At 73.6% G+C, this 17,453-nt stretch carries 13 protein-coding genes; 4 read left to right on the top strand and 9 right to left on the bottom strand.

The genetic code is table 11. The features are described from left to right. The first annotated feature begins 261 nt into the window (after window positions 1–261). Both ACIPAE_RS12040 and ACIPAE_RS12035 read left to right on the top strand, forming a co-directional pair. Window positions 262–708, top strand: a complete 447-nt coding sequence (locus ACIPAE_RS12040; RefSeq protein ID WP_329362771.1) for a cold shock domain-containing protein — start codon at window positions 262–264, stop codon at window positions 706–708. A 187-nt stretch (window positions 709–895) separates the two neighbouring features. Further along, the gene (locus tag ACIPAE_RS12035; RefSeq protein WP_402444662.1) at window positions 896–3,067 is read left to right on the top strand and encodes a tetratricopeptide repeat protein; all 2,172 of its coding nucleotides are present in this window, start codon (window positions 896–898) and stop codon (window positions 3,065–3,067) included. Here ACIPAE_RS12035 and ACIPAE_RS12030 read toward each other — a convergent pair. From ACIPAE_RS12030 to ACIPAE_RS12015, 4 genes are all read right to left on the bottom strand, one after another. After that, a complete protein-coding gene (locus tag ACIPAE_RS12030) occupies window positions 2,960–4,849 on the bottom strand; it encodes a hypothetical protein (RefSeq protein ID WP_402444660.1) in 1,890 nt (629 codons plus the stop codon). The genes ACIPAE_RS12035 and ACIPAE_RS12030 overlap by 108 nt on opposite strands. A gap of 115 nt (window positions 4,850–4,964) precedes the next feature. Further along, on the bottom strand, window positions 4,965–5,513 hold the full coding sequence (locus tag ACIPAE_RS12025; protein ID WP_402444658.1) for a pyridoxamine 5'-phosphate oxidase family protein: 549 nt from the start codon (window positions 5,511–5,513) through the stop codon (window positions 4,965–4,967). Between the two features lie 162 nt (window positions 5,514–5,675). After that, entirely contained in the window at window positions 5,676–6,506 is an 831-nt protein-coding gene (locus tag ACIPAE_RS12020) for a M55 family metallopeptidase (RefSeq protein ID WP_328471880.1), read from the bottom strand. 118 nt (window positions 6,507–6,624) lie between these two features. Beyond that, window positions 6,625–7,572, bottom strand: a complete 948-nt coding sequence (locus ACIPAE_RS12015) for a N(4)-(beta-N-acetylglucosaminyl)-L-asparaginase (RefSeq protein ID WP_328471882.1) — start codon at window positions 7,570–7,572, stop codon at window positions 6,625–6,627. Window positions 7,573–7,883: 311 nt separating this feature from the next. Between ACIPAE_RS12015 and ACIPAE_RS12010 the strand changes: the two genes are divergently transcribed. Next, window positions 7,884–9,575 (top strand): discoidin domain-containing protein, encoded by a 1,692-nt coding sequence (locus ACIPAE_RS12010; protein ID WP_329362762.1) that lies wholly within the window; start codon window positions 7,884–7,886, stop codon window positions 9,573–9,575. A 339-nt stretch (window positions 9,576–9,914) separates the two neighbouring features. After that, window positions 9,915–12,329, top strand: coding sequence for a glycosyl hydrolase family 95 catalytic domain-containing protein (locus ACIPAE_RS12005; protein ID WP_366410251.1), 2,415 nt, complete (start codon window positions 9,915–9,917; stop codon window positions 12,327–12,329). A gap of 38 nt (window positions 12,330–12,367) precedes the next feature. On the opposite strand, the gene ACIPAE_RS12000 is transcribed toward ACIPAE_RS12005, so the two are convergent. The 5 genes from ACIPAE_RS12000 to ACIPAE_RS11980 all read right to left on the bottom strand — a co-directional run bounded on the left by ACIPAE_RS12000 (window position 12,368) and on the right by ACIPAE_RS11980 (window position 17,448). Continuing rightward, complete coding sequence (locus ACIPAE_RS12000) at window positions 12,368–12,628, bottom strand: DUF6126 family protein (RefSeq protein WP_402444654.1); 261 nt, start codon at window positions 12,626–12,628, stop codon at window positions 12,368–12,370. Then, window positions 12,625–13,269 (bottom strand): XRE family transcriptional regulator, encoded by a 645-nt coding sequence (locus ACIPAE_RS11995; RefSeq protein WP_329362758.1) that lies wholly within the window; start codon window positions 13,267–13,269, stop codon window positions 12,625–12,627. Before ACIPAE_RS11995 ends, ACIPAE_RS12000 begins: the two co-directional genes overlap by 4 nt. Window positions 13,270–13,391: 122 nt before the next feature. Next, window positions 13,392–14,738: a cation:proton antiporter gene (locus ACIPAE_RS11990; protein ID WP_402444652.1), complete on the bottom strand. Its 1,347-nt coding sequence runs from the start codon at window positions 14,736–14,738 to the stop codon at window positions 13,392–13,394. Window positions 14,739–14,785: 47 nt separating this feature from the next. After that, complete coding sequence (locus ACIPAE_RS11985; protein WP_402444650.1) at window positions 14,786–16,318, bottom strand: cytochrome P450; 1,533 nt, start codon at window positions 16,316–16,318, stop codon at window positions 14,786–14,788. Then, the gene (locus ACIPAE_RS11980; protein ID WP_402445041.1) at window positions 16,315–17,448 is read right to left on the bottom strand and encodes an alpha-hydroxy acid oxidase; all 1,134 of its coding nucleotides are present in this window, start codon (window positions 17,446–17,448) and stop codon (window positions 16,315–16,317) included. Before ACIPAE_RS11980 ends, ACIPAE_RS11985 begins: the two co-directional genes overlap by 4 nt. Window positions 17,449–17,453: the final 5 nt, after the last annotated feature.

Genomic DNA, 17,453 nt, shown 5'->3' with positions numbered 1-17,453 from the left:
GAAGGGGTCCGCCGTGTCCGCCGTCCCAGCGGCGTCAGCCGCGTCAGGCCGTCAGCGGTGTCAACCGCCGTACCACCGGCCGCGAGGACCGGCGCCGGCACGCGGATCGCCGGCGCGAGCACGCGGATCGCCGGCCGAGGTACGCGGACCACCCGCCGGACGCGCCGGGAACGGCCTGTACCCGATCCCGCCGGCGGAGCGCTACGATGCGTCGCAGGTCATTCGGGCAAGGGGCCCGGGAGTGGTTGCTGGGGGTTTGGCATGGTTGCCGGTCGGGTTGTCAGGTTCGACGGTGCTCGCGGTTATGGGTTCATTGCGCCGGAGACCGGTGGTGAGGACGTGTTCCTGCACGTCAATGACCTGTTGATCCCGGAGTCGTTCGTGCGCTCCGGTGTCGCGGTCGAGTTCGAGGTCGAGGACGGTGACCGGGGGCTCAAGGCGTCCTCCGTCCGCCTCGCCCACGGTGCGGACGGTGTGCCCGCCGGTGTCACCGCCTCGCGCGGTTCCGCGGTCTCCTCCGCCCCCCGCTCCTCGGGTGGCATCGACCTCGACGACCCCATGTGCGACGTGCTGAGCGAGTACGAGTACACCCGCGAGTGCACCGAACTCCTGCTCAAGACGGCACCCTGGATGACCGGCGAGCAGATCATCCAGATTCGCCAGCAGCTGCTCCGCTTCGGCAAGAGCCACGGCTGGGTCGAGGACTGATCGAGGGTTGATCGAGGGCTGATCGAGGACCGGCGGCACCCGCCGGCCCCCCGCCGGGCGGCACCTCCTGAACACGCCGGAACCGTGCCGTCCCGAGCCCCGCAGGCACTACCGTGGGTCCCGAGACGTAACGTAGGCGTAGCGGCGCACTCCGCGTGACTACGCCTGGGCTCCGGGGGGTTGTGCCGTGCTTGATCCGCTGTCGGTGTCGGCGGTCACCACGTTCCTCGGTTCGGTCGGCGCCGGTGCGGCCGGCGAGTCGGGCCGCCGGCTGTGCGAGGCGGTCGGCGGTGTCGTGGCGCGCGTCGCCGGCCGCGAGGTCACCGCTCCCGCCGACGCGGCCGCCCGCGAAGCACTGGCGGCGGTCCTGGTCGACCAGGCCCGCAGCGACCCTGAACGGGCCCGTGCCCTCGGTACCTGGATGAGCGGCGCCCCCGCCGACCCGCGCCCCGACCGCCGGCACGTGCCGCACACGCTGCCCGCCTCCGTACGCTTCTTCACCGACCGCAAGGGCCCGCTCGCCGCACTGGACCGGGAGGCGTTCCGCAAGCCCGACGGCCGTCCGCGGATCGCCGTGCTCTACGGTCCGGAGGGCGTCGGCACCAGCGCGCTGGCCCTCCACTGGGGCGGTCTCCAGGCACACCGCTACCCCGACGGCACCCTCTACACCGACCTGCGGGCCGGCTCCACCAGCACCGCCCCCACGGCCACCGCGCTGCTGCGGCACTTCCTGCTCAAGCTGCACGTCCCGCAGGAGCGCGTTCCGCCCGCCGCCCAGGACCGCGCCGAACTGTTCCGTGCGCTGCTCGCCGACCGCCGCCTGCTGGTCGTGCTGGACCACGCGCGGACCGCCGCCCAGGTCGTGCCCCTGGTCACCGCCGCGCCCGGCGTGTTCACGCTGGTCGTCGCGCGTCGCCCGCTCACCGGCCTGGACGCGCGTCCGGTGCTCGTCGACCCGCTGGGGGACAAGGACGCCAAACGGCTGCTGGTCGACCTCGTCGGCAAGCAGGCCGTGGCGGCGGCCCGCGCCACGCTGCCCTCGGTGCTGGCGCGTTGCGCCGGTTCGCCGTTCGCGCTGCGGGCCGCGGCGACCGACCTGGCCGGGGCCGCCACCGCGCCGCCGGCCGCCGGCGGGGACCCGGTGCGGACCGTGGTCGACGGCCTCTACCGCCGGCTCGCGGCGCCGGCCGCCCAGGTGTACCGGCTCGCCGCGCTGCGGGCCTGGCCGGCGCTGGACCCGGGACCGGTGGCCGCCGCGGCCGGGATCGGCGAGGCGGAGGCACGCGACCTGCTCGCCGAACTCGCCCAGCACGGCCTGCTGGAGCCGGCCCCCGACGGCCGGTACCGCTTCCGCCCCGCGGTCCGCGCGCACGCGGCCGACGCCGCCGCCCGCGAGGAGGGCGTCGCCGCGTGCGCGGCCGCCCTGCGCCGCGCCGTCGAGTGGTACGTGTCGTTCGCGGTCCGCGCGGACCACGCGGCGCTGCCGCAGCGCTGGCACATCGGCCCCCGCTACGACCGCTACGACCGGCTCGGCGTGGACGGTGTGAGCGGCGCGGACGGCGGGGCCTTGGCGGGCCGGTACGAGGACGAGGGCGCCGCCATCGCCGCGTTGACCGCTGAGGCCGACAACATCGTGGAAGCCGTCCTGGCCGCCGAGGAGTTCGACGACCCCGCCGCCGTCTGCGAGGGTGCCGAGGCGCTGTGGGCCCTCCAACTCAAGGCGGGCTGCTACGACACGGTGCTGCCCGCCCTGCGCGCGGGCGTCCGCGCCGCTCCCGCCTACCACGGCGACCCGCGGATGGCGGGCCGCATGCACACCCAACTGGCCCTCGCGCTCATCGAGTCGGCCGGATACGAGGAGGCGGGCCGTGAACTGGCCGCCGCCGCACGGGCGGAGGAGACCGCCGGGCATCTGCGCGGCCGGGCCACCGCCGTAGAGACGCTGGGCCTGCTCCGGCTGCGGGAGTGGCGCTTCGCCGAGGCGCTGAGCTGCTTCGAACAGGCCGGGCTGCTGCTCGCCCGGATCGGCCCGGACGACGACGGCCGCGAGGACGTGCCGCGCGCCACGGCGCTGGTCGAACGCCACCAGGGTCGGGCGCTGCGCGGCCTCGGCCGCTTCGAGGAGGCGAGGCAGCGCCTGGACACCGCGCTCGCCTACTTCGAGCAGACCACCGACGAGCCCTACAACGCGGCCCGGGTCCTGACCGACCTCGCCGAGACCGACCTCATGGCCGGCGACGCCCCGGCCGCGCTACCCCTGATCGACCGCGCCGCCACCCTCCTCGGCGCGCAGCACGCCACCGTCCACCTCGACTACCTCGCCGCCCTGCGGCTGCGCTGCCGGCCCGAGCAGCCGTGACGCCACCGCGTGCACGGCCGTCCCGGTCCGCACCGCGAACCCGCGGGTGAGCAGCGGCTCGGCGCCTTCGCCGTGCGGCCCGAGCAGGGCGAGCAGCGCGGACGCGTACAGCGCCGGGTCCGGACCCTCCACCGGGCCCTCCGCCGGAGTCTCGCCTGGTGCTTCGGGACATGGCCGCGCGGTGAGTTCGGCCAGCAACCCGCCGCGGTGGCGTACGACGCACGCGTGCCGGCCGGTGACGTACGCGGCGAGCGAGCAGGACGGGTACCGCGCCAGCACCTCCGCGGTCCAGCGCCGCGGTGGGCCGAGCCGCGGGTCGTCCGGGTCGGCGTGGCGCAGGATCAGGTCGGCGAGGTCGAGCACGCCGGGGTCGAGGGTGTCCTCGTGGACGGCCAGATGCCCGTCGCCCGGCCCGTCGGGTTCGTGCCGAGGGTCGGCGTGGCGGCGTACCGCGAGGACGCCGTCGGCGTCGCGGTGGACGATCACCCGGAGCGGCGCGGTGGGCTCGGCCGGTTCGTACGGGGGCAGCGGCAGCGGGTCGAGCCGCGCGGGGGCGGCGGGCTCGGGGATGCCGATCAGCCGGTAGAACAGCTCGCGCAGCAGCCGCGCCGACCCGCCGGGCGAGGAGGTCGTCAACTCGGCCGGGCCGCGCAGCGGTCGGTGCTCGGTGATCGCCCGCTCCAGTTGCGGAAGGAGCGCCGCGTACGGGTCAAGGCGGGGCGCGGCGCGGACGAAGGCGGCCACCGGAGTGCCGGGCCCGAGGGCGGCGAGGGAGGCGGAACCGAGCAGCACGGGTGTGCCGCGGGCGGCGGCGTAGTAGCTCACCGACCCGAAGTCGCCGATCACCAGGTCCGCGGCGATCAGCGCCTGCCGCCAGCCGGCGAGCGGGTCGATCAGCGTCAGGCCCGCGCGGCGGGCCCGGTCGAGCCACAGCCGCACCTGCCCGGGGCCGTGCCCGGCCCAGATGTTCGGGTGCAGCACGGCCGCCACCCGGTACTCGTCCGCGGGCAGCTCCGAGGCCAACCGCGGCAGCAGCAGCGGCAGTACGTCATCCGGGCCGCCGTCGCCGAACAGGGAGGTCGGGTTCCAGGTGGAGTTGAGCAGGACCAGCCGCTGGCCGGGGCGCACGCCCAGCGCCCTCCGGTAGCGCGGCCGGTGGTGCTCGGCGGCGAGCATCCGGTCGTAGCAGGGGTCCCCGCCGAGCACCGCGGTCGGTACGGCCTCGGGGCAGGCGGCGGCGAGGCGGTCCACCTGCTCGGGGTGGGACAGCACCATCGCGTCCGCGATCGGTTCGCCGCGGGCGAGCAGCCACTCCCGTGACAGCCCGAAGACCGATTCCGGCTTTCCGGCTTTCCGGCTTTCCGGCTTTCCGGCTTTCCGGCTTTCCGGCTTTCCGGCAAGGGTCTTATTGTAGCCGATTCCATGTGAAAGTATGACCAATTTGCCCTCAAGGCGCTCCAGTTCGCCGCCGAAGCTCGCCGACACCGCCAGGTCCACCGGGGTGCGGAGCGCCTGGTCCCAGGGCAGCACCGGGACGCCCACCGCGTCGAGGAGTTCGCGCACCCCCGCGCCGAACGGCGAGGAACCCGTACAGGTGGCGAGGAGTTGGACCCGCAGGTCGTCGCGGAAGAGCGGGAGCACGTCGAGCAGCCGGGTCGCCGAGGTGACGTTGTGCACGACGAGCAGCACCCGGCGGCAGCTACCGCGGGTCGCCCAGCGGGCCGCCTCCTCGCCGACGGGGACGCGTATCCACGCGTCGCCCGGCTCCGCCCCCTCCAGCACCTGCGCACCCCTTTCGGCCGACCGTGCAGGTCGGCGGCCCTCCAACCTACTCGGGCGAGGCCGGGTACGGGGCGCGGGGCGGAAGCGCGGGCGGCGTCCGGAGCTACGGGCGGTCCTAGCGCTGGGGCCGGAAGCGGGTCTGGGCGTAGGTCCCGCCCTTGCGGAAGGCGAAGACCGTGGTCGGCGCCACCTCGAACACCGGCACCGTGCCCAGCGCCCCGCCGTTCGGCCCCGCGTGCCGGAAGCCGTCGTCCAGCGGCTCGAACCGCCACTCCTCGCCGTACTTCGCCACCCATGCCGCCGCCAGCTCCGCCAGGCGCCGCTGCCCGGTGACGCGCACGGCAGTGCCCTCCACCGCCACGTCGAGCCCGTCCTTGAGCGCGCTGCCGCCGGTGGCGAGGACCACCTCGGGGTGCACCGCGAGGTTGCGTGCCTTCTGCTCGCCCTCGCCCGTGCAGAAGTACATCGCCTCGCGGTGCCAGACCGCGATCAGCGGCGTGAGATGCGGGCGACCGTCGGCCCGTACGGTCGTCAGCCAGTACGTGCCCGCGGCGGAGAGCACCTCGCCGACCTCCGCCCAGGTGCTCGGCTCCGCAGCCGGTTCGCTGAACCGCCGGTCCAGCACGCCCACTCCGGCACCCGTGTCCTGGTGCTCCGCTCCCATGCCGCCACCTCCGCTGCCGCGCCTGCCCGCTTCCTTTCCCGCCAGCATGACGCATCCCACTGACAACGCGACGGAAGCCGCGTATACCGTGAACGGCGCGAATCTCCGCGAACATTCGCGAACACCCGCGAATCGTACGAAGGCCGCGGATCGGCTACGCCGTCACTCCGCGATGCCCCGGGTCAGCAGCACGACCGTCACGAACGTCCGGTACAGCCGCACCGGGTCCTGGTCGGTGAGGGTGACCGTGAGCGGGTCGGCCGGGTCCGGTTCGACGCCGGTGATCCAGGTGGCCATCTCCGCGAGGTCGGGGTTGCGCATGCGGACGGTGAGCGTGGCGGGCAGTTCGATCGCCGGGAGGGACGCCGAGGGGAGGGTCTGCACGGCGCGGCGGGCCGCCGAGCGGATCACCTCGCGGGCCTCTTCGGGATGCATGCTGTCGGCGGCGAACCGGGACACGGACGACTTCACGACGGCGCCGACCGCGTCCGGGCAGAAGGGGCGCAGTTCGGCCGCGGTGGTGTCGTCGCCGGTGATCAGGACCACCGGGACGCCGTGGCCGAGAGCGACCAGCGCGTTGATGCCGCTCTCGCCGGCGACCACGCCGTTGAGCCGGACCTCGGCGATCGCGGCCGGGTTGTAGGTGTGCGACAAGGTGGCGGGCGCGCTGGACATGGAGCCGTGGTACGAGACGAAGAAGACCGCGTCGAACGAGTCGTCCAGGCCCTGCATCATGTAGAGCGGCTTGTGCCGACCGGACAGGTAACGGGCCCGGCCGGCCAGCGCGTCGGGGCGCAGGTTGGACATCGTGGAGTGCGAGTCGTTGACGAGGAACGCGGTCGCGCCGCCGGCCGCGGCGCCCTCGATCGCGGCGTTGACCTCCTCCTGCAGGAGGGTGCGGTAGTACGCGTACTCGGGCTGGCCGTGCCGGCACTGCGACCAGTCGACGACTCCGGCGGTGCCCTCCATGTCGGAGGACAGGAAGATCTTCACAGCAGGCTCCTCACGGCACTCACGGCACTCACAGTGCGTACGGCACTCACGGCACTCACGGCACTCACAGTGCGTACGGCACTCACGTCGTTCACGGTGCGCGCGGCACCCACCGCGCTCACAGCACGATTCTCGGGCGGAACTCCGGCTCGGTGGACGCGTCGGTCATCAGACCGTAGACGCTGCCCTGCTGGCCGGCCGCGCCGCCGTGGCGCCCGTCGGGGGTCATCGCCAGGGCGCGCAACTCCGCGCGGAAGTCGTCCGGCAAGGTGGCGGCGTCGGCGAGCGCGGCCCGGCACGCGTCGGCCGGCTCCTGCCCGTCGGAGAGCAGTTCCACGATGGTGCGGGCGGTGCCGCCGCGCATGCTCAGCTCGCCGCGGCCGGTGCAGGCGGCGCCGCCGGCCCGCAGGTCGCACCAGTTGCCGGCGCCGGGCAGCGCCGAGTCGCCCACCCGGCCGGGGTACTTGTAGGGGTAGCCGGAGGTGGACACGCCCACGCACATCTCGCCGGTGGCGTCGAGGGCGATGATGTTGATGGTGCCCCAGGGGCCGTCGTGCGGGGCGAGCCGGCGGATCAGCGCGAGGGCGCTCTCCCGGTAGCGGGCGTCGCCGTCGGTGGCGGCGGTGTTCTCGCCCTCGACCGACTCGCGGGAGTCGGCGACCTGCTTGCGCCACAGCTCGCGGGACTCGTCGGTGATCAGGTCGGCGGTGGTGAACCCGCACTCCTCGGCGAAGAGCGCGGCGCCCTCGCCGACCAGCAGGCTGTGCTGGGGCAGCTTCTCCAGGACCGCGCGGGCCACCGAGATCGGGTTCGGGTAGCCCTTCAGCGCGCCCACCGCGCCGAACCGGCGGCCGGAGCCGAGCATCAAGGAGGCGTCCAGCTCGACCTCGCCTCGGGCGTTGGGCAGACCCGCGGTGCCGACGTAGTGGTCGGCCGGGTTGTCCTCGCAGCGCCGCATCGCGGCCTCCACGGCGTCCAGCGCCGAACCGCCGCGGCGCAGCACCTCCATCCCGGTCGCCAGACCCGCCTCGCTGCGTTCGCTGCCGATGATCGTCGCTTCCGCCACGTGTCCTCCTGATCCGTGTTCGCGGGCGCAGTCTTGCACCCGCTGACCTGGGACGGGCAACCGGGGGCCGGGGTTCCGCGCCGGTCACACCCGCATGGCGGTCACGGCTGTGCCCGCAGGGATACGGGATGCAGGAGAGAGATTGACATCGACTTTCTTGCACATCTTCTGTCAAATATTTCGCCTGATGCGCGATCTATTGCGTCTGTGTGTTCGCGTCGTTACGATCCCCGCACCAGCCGCCGGGCCGGTCCATCTCCGCCCACCAGCCCCGCGGTTGCCGGAGTTGACGACCGATCGGAGGAGTCCAGATGGGTGTCACACGCAGGGTCTTCCTGCAGGCCGCGGTGGCCGCCACCGCGACAGGAACCGCCGTCCTCACGCAGACCGCGGCCGCGGGGTCCGCGTCGGCGGCCAGCGGTCCCGGCGACGTGGTCGGGAAGGTGACCGTCGGCTACCAGGGCTGGTTCGCCTGTATCGGCGACGGCGCGCCGATCAACGCCTGGTGGCACTGGAGCGCGAACGACGCGACGGCGCCCTCGCCGTCGAACACCGGGATCGTGGCGTGGCCCGACGTCAGCGACTACGCGCACACGTACCAGACCGGCTACGCGGCGCTCGGCAACGGCCAGCCGGCCACGCTGTTCTCGTCGTACGACCAGCAGACCGTCGACACGCACTTCCTGTGGCTGCAGGAGAACGGCATCGACGTCGCGGCGCTGCAGCGCTTCAACCCCAACGGCAGCGAGGGCCCGACCCGCGACGACATGGCGGCGAAGGTGCGCAGCTCCGCCGAGAAGTACGGGCGGAAGTTCTACATCATGTACGACGTCTCCGACTGGACGAACATGCAGTCGGAGATCAAGACCGACTGGACCAGCAAGATGCACGCCCACACCGCGAGTTCGGCGTACGCGGTGCAGAACGGCAAGCCGGTGGTGTGCGTGTGGGGCTTCGGGTTCGCCGACAACCAGCGGCCGTTCGCCGCCGACGCGTGCCTGGACGTCGTCAACTGGTTCAAGAGCCAGGGCTGTTACGTGATCGGCGGGGTGCCGACCTGGTGGCGTACCGGGGACCGCGACTCGCGTGCGGGCTTCTCGGACGTGTACCACGCGTTCGACATGCTCTCGCCGTGGATGGTGGGCCGGATCGGCAACGTCTCGGACGCCGACAACTTCTACAACGTGGCGACGGTGCCGGACCTGGCGGAGTGCGCCACCTACGGCATCGACTACCAACCGTGCGTGCTGCCCGGTGCGGTGACGCTCCGTCAGCGCGCGCACGGCGACTTCATGTGGCGGCAGTTCTACAACATGGTCCGGGCCGGCGTGCAGAGCGTCTACATCTCGATGTTCGACGAGTTCAACGAGGGCAACCAGATCGCCAAGACCGCCGAGACCCAGGCGCAGGTGCCGACGAACTCCGGGTTCCTGGCGCTCGACGAGGACGGCACGGCCTGCTCGTCGGACTACTACCTGCGGCTGACCGGCGACGGCGGCCGGATGCTCAAGGGCCAGATCGCCCTCACCGCCACCCGCCCCACCCAGCCGGTGGTCGGCGGGAGCACCACGCCCCCGCCCACCGGGAACCTCGCCCTGCACCGTTCCACGTCGGAGAGCAGCCACACCCAGTCCTACGGCTCGGGCAACGCCACCGACGGTGACGCCAACTCCTACTGGGAGTCGGCCAACAACGCCTTCCCGCAGTGGCTCCAGGTCGACCTGGGCGCCGCCACCACGGTCAAGCGGCTCGTGCTCAACCTGCCGCCGGCCACCGCCTGGGCCACCCGCACCCAGACGCTCTCCGTGCAGGGCAGCGCCGACGGCAGCAGCTTCACCCAGCTCGCCGCCTCCGCCGGCCACACGTTCGACCCGGCCACCGGCAACGCCGCGACCGTCACCCTGCCGGCCTCGGTCACCACGCGCTACGTGCGGTTGAACTTCACCGCGAACACCGGCTGGCCGGCCGCGCAGCTCTCCGAGGTCCAGGTCTTCGCGAGCTGAACCGATCGAGCCGTCCGGGCGGTCGCCGACCCTTCCCCGCGCGGCCGCCCGGACTGCCCCCGGCCGGGGCCGAGTCGGTACCCGGCCGGGGGCACCCACGTTTCGGCGCCCACGTTTCGGCGACGTGCCCGGCGGTCGGAAAGATCCGCCCGCCGCACGCATCACTCCGCTCGGCCATGGGCATGCTCCGCCCAGACATCGGATGTCCTGTCCCGGGGAGGTCGTCCGAAGGACTGCTGTCAGAACCCTTGAATCCATTAATTAGTAGTTTTATGTTGCTCCTGCGTTTCTGCCAGGACCCCCCGCGTGCCGCAGAACATCACAGGAGGACCACCCCTCATGACCGCCCCTCAGCCCGCACCCGCTCAGCGGCCCAGTCGTCGGAGCTTTCTCGCCCTGGCCGGTGCCGGGACCGCCGGCTCGCTGGCCGCGTTCGCCGGGCTGCCGGCCTTCACCGCGGCCGCCGCGGAGCCCCAACGGCCCACCGCCGACCCCCGTACGGACGACGCCGCCGCCGTACGCCTGTGGTACACCGCCCCGGCATCTGCCGACGCGATGATCCAGCAGGGCCTGCCGGTCGGCAACGGGCGGATCGGCGCGCTCGTCGGCGGCGACCCCGCCGACGAGGCGCTCTACATCACCGACAGCACCCTGTGGACCGGCACCCGCAACGACGTCCTCGACGACGACGGCCAGTTCCCCTACGAGCAGGTCGAGTTCGGCTCCCTCACCCAACTCGCCCACCTCTCCGTGCAGATACCCGCCCACACCGCGGACTCCGTCACGGACTACCGCCGCACCCTGGACCTGAGCAACGGCCTGGTCACCGCCACCTACCGGCAGGGCGGCGCCACCTACACCCGCGAGGTCTACGCCAGCCACCCCGACGACGTGATCGTGCTCCACCTGTCCAGCAGCGCGGGCGGCAGCCACACCGGCCGGATCGCCCTGGCCGGCACCCATGGCGAGACCCCGGCCGGCGACCCCGGCGACCGCACCCTGTCCTTCGCCGCCGCCTTCGACAACGACCTGCGCTACGCCGCCGCCGTCACCGCCTCCAGCGGCACCGGCACCGTCGAGGTCACCGCCACCGCCATCGAGTTCACCGGCTGCGCCGACCTCACCGTGGTGTTCAGCGGCGGCACCGACTACGCCCCCGACGCCGCCCGCGGCTACCGCGCCCCCGGTCTCGACCCGCGCGCCCTCGCCCGTACCAAGGCCCGGGCCGCGCTCCGGCACAGCCCCGCCGTCCTGCGCGGCACCCATGTCGCCGACTACCGCCGCCTGTTCGACGCGATGACGCTGTCGCTGGGCACCTCCACCGACCAGCAGAAGCAGGCCGACACCTGGACCCGGCTGCAGGCCCGCGCCGCGGACGGCGCCGCGCCCGACCCGGAACTCGAAGCGTCCTACCTCCAGTTCGGCCGCTACCTGATGATCTGCGGCTCCCGCGACAGCGTCCCGATGGGCCTGCAGGCGCTGTGGCTGGACGTCAACGACCCGGCCTGGATGGGCGACTACCACACCGACATCAACGTCCAGATGAACTACTGGATGGCCGACCGCACCGCGCTGCCCGGCTGCTTCGACGCCTTCACCGACTACTGCCTCGCCCAACTCCCCTCCTGGACGCAGAACACCGGCAAGCTCTTCAACGACCCCCGCAACCGCTTCCGCAACTCCTCCGGCACGGTGGCGGGTTGGACGGTCGCGTTCTCCACCAACATCCACGGCGGCTCCGGCTGGTGGTGGCACCCCGCGGCAAACGCCTGGATCGCCAACTCCCTCTTCGATCACTACGAGTACACCCAGGACGCCCGCACCCTGGCCCGGATCTACCCGCTGCTCAAGGGCGCCTGCGAGTTCTGGCAGGCCCGGCTGGTGTCCATGACCGTCACCGACCCCGCCACCGGCGAGGACCGCGAGGTGCTCGTCGACGACAAGGACTGGTCGCCCGAGCAGGGCCCGCAGGACGGCATCGGCAACACCTACTCCCAGGAACTGGTCTGGGCACTGTTCGGCAACTACCGCACCGCCGCCCAGCTCCTCGGCAAGGACGCCGGCTTCGCCCGCACCATCGGCGGCCTGCGCGACCGGCTCTACCTGCCGCGGATCAGCCCGGCCAACGGCTGGCTGGAGGAGTGGATGTCGCCGGACAACCTCGGCGAGGACCAGCACCGCCACCTCTCCCCGCTGATCGGGTTCTTCCCCGGTGACCGCATCACCCTCGACTCCTCGCCCGCCGACCTCGTCGCCGCCGTCCGCGCGCTGCTCACCGCCCGCGGCATGGACAGCTACGGCTGGGCCAACGCCTGGCGCGCCCTGTGCTGGGCCCGGCTGCACGACGCGGAGAAGGCGTACCAGCTGGTCACCACCAACCTGCGGCCCTCCACCGCGGACAGCAACGGCTCCGCGCTGAACTTCTTCGACATCTACCAGCTCGGGCAGGACAGCAGCGTCTTCCAGATCGACGCCAACTTCGGCACGCCGTCGGCGATGGTGGAGATGCTGGTGTACTCCCGGCCCGGCCGGATCGAGTTGCTGCCCGCGCTGCCGAAGGCGTGGGCGGGCAGCGGCCACATCACCGGGGTCGGCGCCCGCGGCGGCTTCACCGTTGACCTGACCTGGCGCGACGGGCGGGTGCGGCAGGCCGTGATCCGCAGCGTGGGCGGCCGCAGCACCGAAGTGGTGGCGGGCGGCACGGTCCACACGGTGCGGACGGCGCCGGGCCGCAGCGTCACCCTGCGGTTCTGAGCGCCCGAGCCGGTTCCGGGCGCCCCGAGCCGTACGGCTCAGCTCTTGCCGATCACCGCGAACATCAGCCACAGGAAGAACGCCATGAAGTGCGCCACCGCGACGTACACCAGGACGCGCAGGATCACCGCGCGCTCCTTGTGCTTCTCGGTGCTGTCGAGGGCTGGCACGACCACGACGACGGGCACGGACTCCGCCTCGGGACCGGCCGGGCCGGGACCGGGCCCCGGGGTCGGCGCGGGCTCCGCGGTGGGCTCCGGCGCGGGGTGGGCACGCGGCTCGGCGGGGTTCGTGGTCATGAACGGCCTCCTCGGGGGTCGGCGGGCTCGCGCGGCACGACGCACAGTGCCGACGTCTCGCTCTGCATGAGGGTGTGGACGAAGAGCAGGTCGACCCCGTCCGGACCGCCGGCCGCCAGCCGGTGCGGTACGAGCGAGTCGAAGTGCGCGGAGTCCCCGGCGGCCAGGGTGTGGGAACGGTCGCCGAGTGAGAGTTCGAGCACCCCGGCGGTGACGTAGAGCCACTCCTCGCCGGGGTGCACCCGGACCAGGCCGCCCTGGGCATGGGCGGGCACGTGCACGCGCAGCGCCTGCATGGCCCGCCCGGTGCCGCCGGCCCGCCGGTACGTCCAGCCGCCGGCGGGCACCGCGGCCATCGAGGCGCCGCGTACGATGGGATCGGGCTCGGCCGCCGTCTCGCCCAGCAGATCGGAGACGGTGGTGCCGTACAGGCGGGCGAGGCCGAGGAGCACCGGCAGGGACGGCTGGCGCAGGCCGGACTCCAGCCGGGACAGGTGCGCGGCCGAGAGGTCCGCGCGGCGGGCCGCGGCCTCCAGGGTGAGGCCGCTCGCGCGCCGCCGGTCCCGCAGCCGCGGGGCCAGGGCCGAGGCATCGGCGCCGACCGCGTCGGCGGTGTCCGGGGTGGCGGTCGCGTCGTCCATGAACCCATGGAACAACATGATGTGCCTCAGAGGCAAAAGTCTTGCCTCTGAGGCAAACCGTCGTTCCTTCGCGGAGGAGAGCCGCATCTCCTCAGGGGGCTGGGGCACCACCCTGGCGAAGCTCAGGGAGAGGAACTGCGCGACCCGCCACGGCCCTCCGGCGCGGTGGACGCGGCGAGGGGCGGCCTCGGCGCGGGCGGCGGCGTCGAGGCGCCGGCCGCACCGGTCGCGTCCGGCTCGGCCGGCACCCCGCCGTCCAGCCGGTCCCACAGCCGCAGCAGCGGCGTCGCCATCACCGTGGTGACCACCGCGACCACCACCAGCACCGTGAACATCGACGGCGACACGATCCCCTCGGACAGGCCGACGTTGATCGCGATGAGCTGCATCAGGCCGCGCGCGTTCATCAGGGTGCCGATCCGCAGCGCCACCGCGGGCGGCTGCCCGCCCAGCCGCGCCGCGGCCCAGCACGCGCCGAACTTGCCGACCACGGCCGCGACCGTGCACCCCACCGCGAACAGGAGCAGTTTCGGGTCGCTGAGCAGCCCCGCGTCGGTGTTCAGCCCGGAGTAGGTGAAGAACAGCGGCAGCAGCAAGATCCGGCTGAGGGGCGCGGTCGCCTCGATCGTGCGGTCGATGCGCGGCGAGCGCGGGAACGCGGCGCCCAGGCTGAACGCGCCGAACACCGCGTACAGGCCGATCCGGTCGGTGTACCAGGCGGCCGCGCACAGGAACAGCACGGTGGCGAGCAGCAGTTGCTCGTCGCTGAGCCGCTCGGTGACCCGCAGCGCCGGCCCGCGCAGCCGGATCAGCACGGTCAGCAGCACGACCAGCCCGGCCGCGCCGGCGGCGGCGAGCACCACCGTGTGCGCGCTGCCGCGCGCCAGGCTGACCACGCCCGCGAGCATGATCCACGCGGCGACGTCGTCCATCGCGCCGGCCGCCAGCGAGATGGTCCCGAACGCGGTGCCGGACAGCCCGTTCTCGGTGATGATCCGGGCCAGCATCGGGAACGCGGTGATCGCCAGCGTGACGCCGACGAACAGCGCCGTCACGTGCAGCGGCACCCCGGGCGGCGAGGTGTCCACGGAGCCGTGCACGGCCCAGGTCAGCCCGGCGCCCAGCAGCAGCGGCGTGGCGCTGCCGGCCGCCGAGATCAGCGCCGCCGACCTCGCCACCGGCTTGATCCGCTCCAGCCGGAAGTCGTACCCCGACTGGAACATGAAGAACACCAGGCCGAGTTGGCCGGCGACGTAGAGCATCGGGTGCAAGGCAGCCGGGAACAGGTGGTGCTCGACGGACGGCAGCACCAGCCCGAGCACCGACGGGCCGAGCAGCACCCCGGCGATCATCTCGGCGACGACCGGCGGTTGCCCGAGTGGTCGCAGCAGCAGCGCGACCAGCCGGCACAGCACCAGGATGACGGCGACGGCCAGCAGGAAAGCGGTGCCCAGTTCGGTGGAGGACATGGGGAGCAGCCCTTCGGCGGGGACGGCGTGGGGGAAAGGCGTGCGGCTCAGTCGCGGTGGTACGGGCAGGTCGGCGGGGCAGCGGTCGGCTGCGCGGTGGCCGGTGACCCGGCGGTCGGTGGGACGGTGTCCGTCGACGCGGCGGATGGTGGCGCGGTGGCCGGTGGCTCGGTGTCCGTCGGCGCGGCGGACGGCAGCGGGCGGCCCTGCGTGTCGTGCGCGGCGAACCACGTCTCCGTGAGCCGCAGCCGCCGCGCGTCCACCACCATCCAGGTGCCGAACACCGCCTGGAGCACGCTGCGCCCCAGGTCCTCCCAGCGGTCCCGGACCCTCAGCGCGGCCAGCACGGCGCCGATCCGGTAGCGGGGCAGCGGCCGGTCGCGGGCGACCAGCAGGCAGGGCGCGCGGTGCGGGATGGAGCGGGTGTGGGACACCGACGAGTGCAGGGTGAAACGGCTCAGCACCTCGCGGGTGACGGCCCGCATCACCAGCGGCGACAGCCGCCACGCCGGGCACGGCCGGTTCGCCGCGACCCCGAACGGGATGTGGTGCGCGTCCTTCGCCGACAGCCGGTCCCAGCGGCCCGGGTCGAAGACCTCCGGGTCCTGGTAACCGGTGGAGTGGTAGGCGGCGTAGTCGAAGCACAGCACCGTGCCGGCCGGGTAGGCGGCGCCCGGGCCGAGGTCGATGTCGGCGCCGGTGATCCGGTGCGCGATGCCGAACAGCGGGTACATGCGCAGCGTCTCGTTCATGACGTTGCCCAAGTCGTGGTCGTCGTCGGGGTGTTCGGCCAGCCGGCGCTGGACGTCCTGGTGCTGGGCGAGCACCAGCAGCAGGTGTGCCATCGCCTCCGACATCTGCACCACGGCGGTGTTGAAGAAGGTGCCCTGGAGGTAGTGGGCGCGGTCGCGCGGGGTGGCCAGCTCCGCGGGCAGGTCGTGCGGCACCTCGTTCGCGGCCAGCCGGCGCAGCAGGTAGCGGGTCAGCCGGGCCCGCCGGTCCATGTGCCGCAGCCGGGTGTTCTTCAGCGAGTTGACCACGTCCTCGGCGTTGTCCACGATCAGCCGCCGTACGTCCGGCGGGCACGGCTCGCGGAACACCAGCTCGTGGAAGAACTCCGCCCAGATCGGCATCATCAGGTCGCGCAGCCGCACCAGCGCGGCCCGGCCGGGTATCCGCTCGTCCAGCACGCGTGCCGCGCACCGGCCCGCGGCGGCGGACAGCTCGGCGCTGGTCCCGGCGAGGATCGAGCTGGTGGTCCGCGCCACCGCGTCGTAGCGCGGGCCCGGCTCCAGGTGCTCCTGGTGCACCTCGGGCCCCGGCGACAGCCAGTACCAGAACAGGTCCGACAGCCCCGCGCCCTTGCTGCGGCCGCTCGCGGCGGGGTGCGCGTACAACTCGGCGAACCGCTCCGGGCCGACCCGCTCGTTCGGGACGATCACGCCCTCGGGCCCGTTGACCTTCGCGAACACCTTGACGCGTAAGGCGACCAGGGCCTTCGGCAGCCAGTACGGACTGGACAGCGCGACCGCGGCCACGGCGGCGCCCCGGGACAAACCCCGCGCGGCGTTCGGCGTCATGCGCCCGCCACCCCCTGCCCGCCGCGGACGACCACCTGGTCGCGGTTGAGGTCGGCGCAGTCCCGGGCGCCGCACAGCGTCAGCACGTGCGCGGTCTGCTCGGCCAGCTCCGCCAGCACCCGCGCCACCCCGGCCTCGCCCTCGGCGGCCAGCCCCCACAGCACGGGCCGGCCGATGCCGACCGCCGTGGCGCCGAGCGCCAGCGCGGCCACCACGTCGGCCCCGGACCGTATCCCGCCGTCGAGCAGCACCGGGACGCGGCCGGCGACGGCCTCGGCGATCCGGGGCAGCGCCTCGATGGTGGCGGGCGCGGCGTCGAGCTGCCGGCCGCCGTGGTTGGAGACGATCAGCCCGTCCGCGCCGTCGCCGATCGCGTGGCGGGCGTCGTCCGGGTACAGAACTCCCTTGACCAGCACGGGCAGTTCGGTGCGCTCCCGCAGCCTGCGCAGGTCGTCCCAGGACAGTGCGGGGCTCATCGCGATGTCGAGCGGCGCGTCCGGGGGGCCGCCGGGCAGGCCGCGCATGTTCTCCGCCGCGTAGCCGGGCGGCAGGTCGTGGAAGCCGTTGCGGTCGTCGCGGGCGCGGCGGCCGAAGACGGGGGAGTCCGCGGTCACCACCAGCGCGGTGCAGCCCGCGTCCTCGGCCCGCCGCACCAGCGCGTCGGTGACGTCGGCCCGCGGCTGGAGGTAGAGCTGGAACCACACGGCCGCGTCCGCGCGTACCTCCCGGGCGGCCGCCACGACGTCGGCGACGGCGGTGGTCGCGGCCATCGAGGTGATCAGTACGGTGCCGGCCGCCGCCGCGGCACGGGCCGTGGCCCGCTCGCCGTCGGGGTGGGCGAGGCGGTGGAAGGCGGTCGGCGCGACCAGGACGGGTGTCGCCGCGCGGGCCCCGGGCAGTTCGACCGCGGTGTCCGGCGGGCCGGCGCCGCGCAGTATCCGGGGCAGCAGGGCGAGGCGGCCGAAGGCGCTGACGTTCTCGGCCACGGCGGTCTCCCGGCCGGCGCCGCCCTCGTAGAAGTCCCAGTGCACGGGGTCGAGTCGGGCCCGGGCCTGGTCGCGCAGCTCGTCCAGGACGTCGAACGGCAGGGCGGGGGCACCGCTGGGCGGGTCGAGGGCTCCGGTGGACAGGGCGG

Origin of the sequence: Streptomyces sp. NPDC087270, assembly GCF_044744625.1 — a bacterium.
In the GTDB taxonomy this organism is placed as follows: domain Bacteria; phylum Actinomycetota; class Actinomycetes; order Streptomycetales; family Streptomycetaceae; genus Actinacidiphila.
This window is presented reverse-complemented; position numbering and strand designations above follow the sequence as displayed.

Coding starts and splice junctions, on each gene's coding strand:
- ACIPAE_RS12040 (WP_329362771.1), top strand. CDS start 262: ATGGTTGCCGGTCGGGTTGTCAGGTTCGACGGTGCTCGCGGTTATGGG.
- ACIPAE_RS12025 (WP_402444658.1), bottom strand. CDS start 5,513: ATGGGAGCGGAGCACCAGGACACGGGTGCCGGAGTGGGCGTGCTGGAC.
- ACIPAE_RS12010 (WP_329362762.1), top strand. CDS start 7,884: ATGGGTGTCACACGCAGGGTCTTCCTGCAGGCCGCGGTGGCCGCCACC.
- ACIPAE_RS12005 (WP_366410251.1), top strand. CDS start 9,915: ATGACCGCCCCTCAGCCCGCACCCGCTCAGCGGCCCAGTCGTCGGAGC.
- ACIPAE_RS12000 (WP_402444654.1), bottom strand. CDS start 12,628: ATGACCACGAACCCCGCCGAGCCGCGTGCCCACCCCGCGCCGGAGCCC.
- ACIPAE_RS11995 (WP_329362758.1), bottom strand. CDS start 13,269: ATGGACGACGCGACCGCCACCCCGGACACCGCCGACGCGGTCGGCGCC.
- ACIPAE_RS11990 (WP_402444652.1), bottom strand. CDS start 14,738: ATGTCCTCCACCGAACTGGGCACCGCTTTCCTGCTGGCCGTCGCCGTC.
- ACIPAE_RS11985 (WP_402444650.1), bottom strand. CDS start 16,318: ATGACGCCGAACGCCGCGCGGGGTTTGTCCCGGGGCGCCGCCGTGGCC.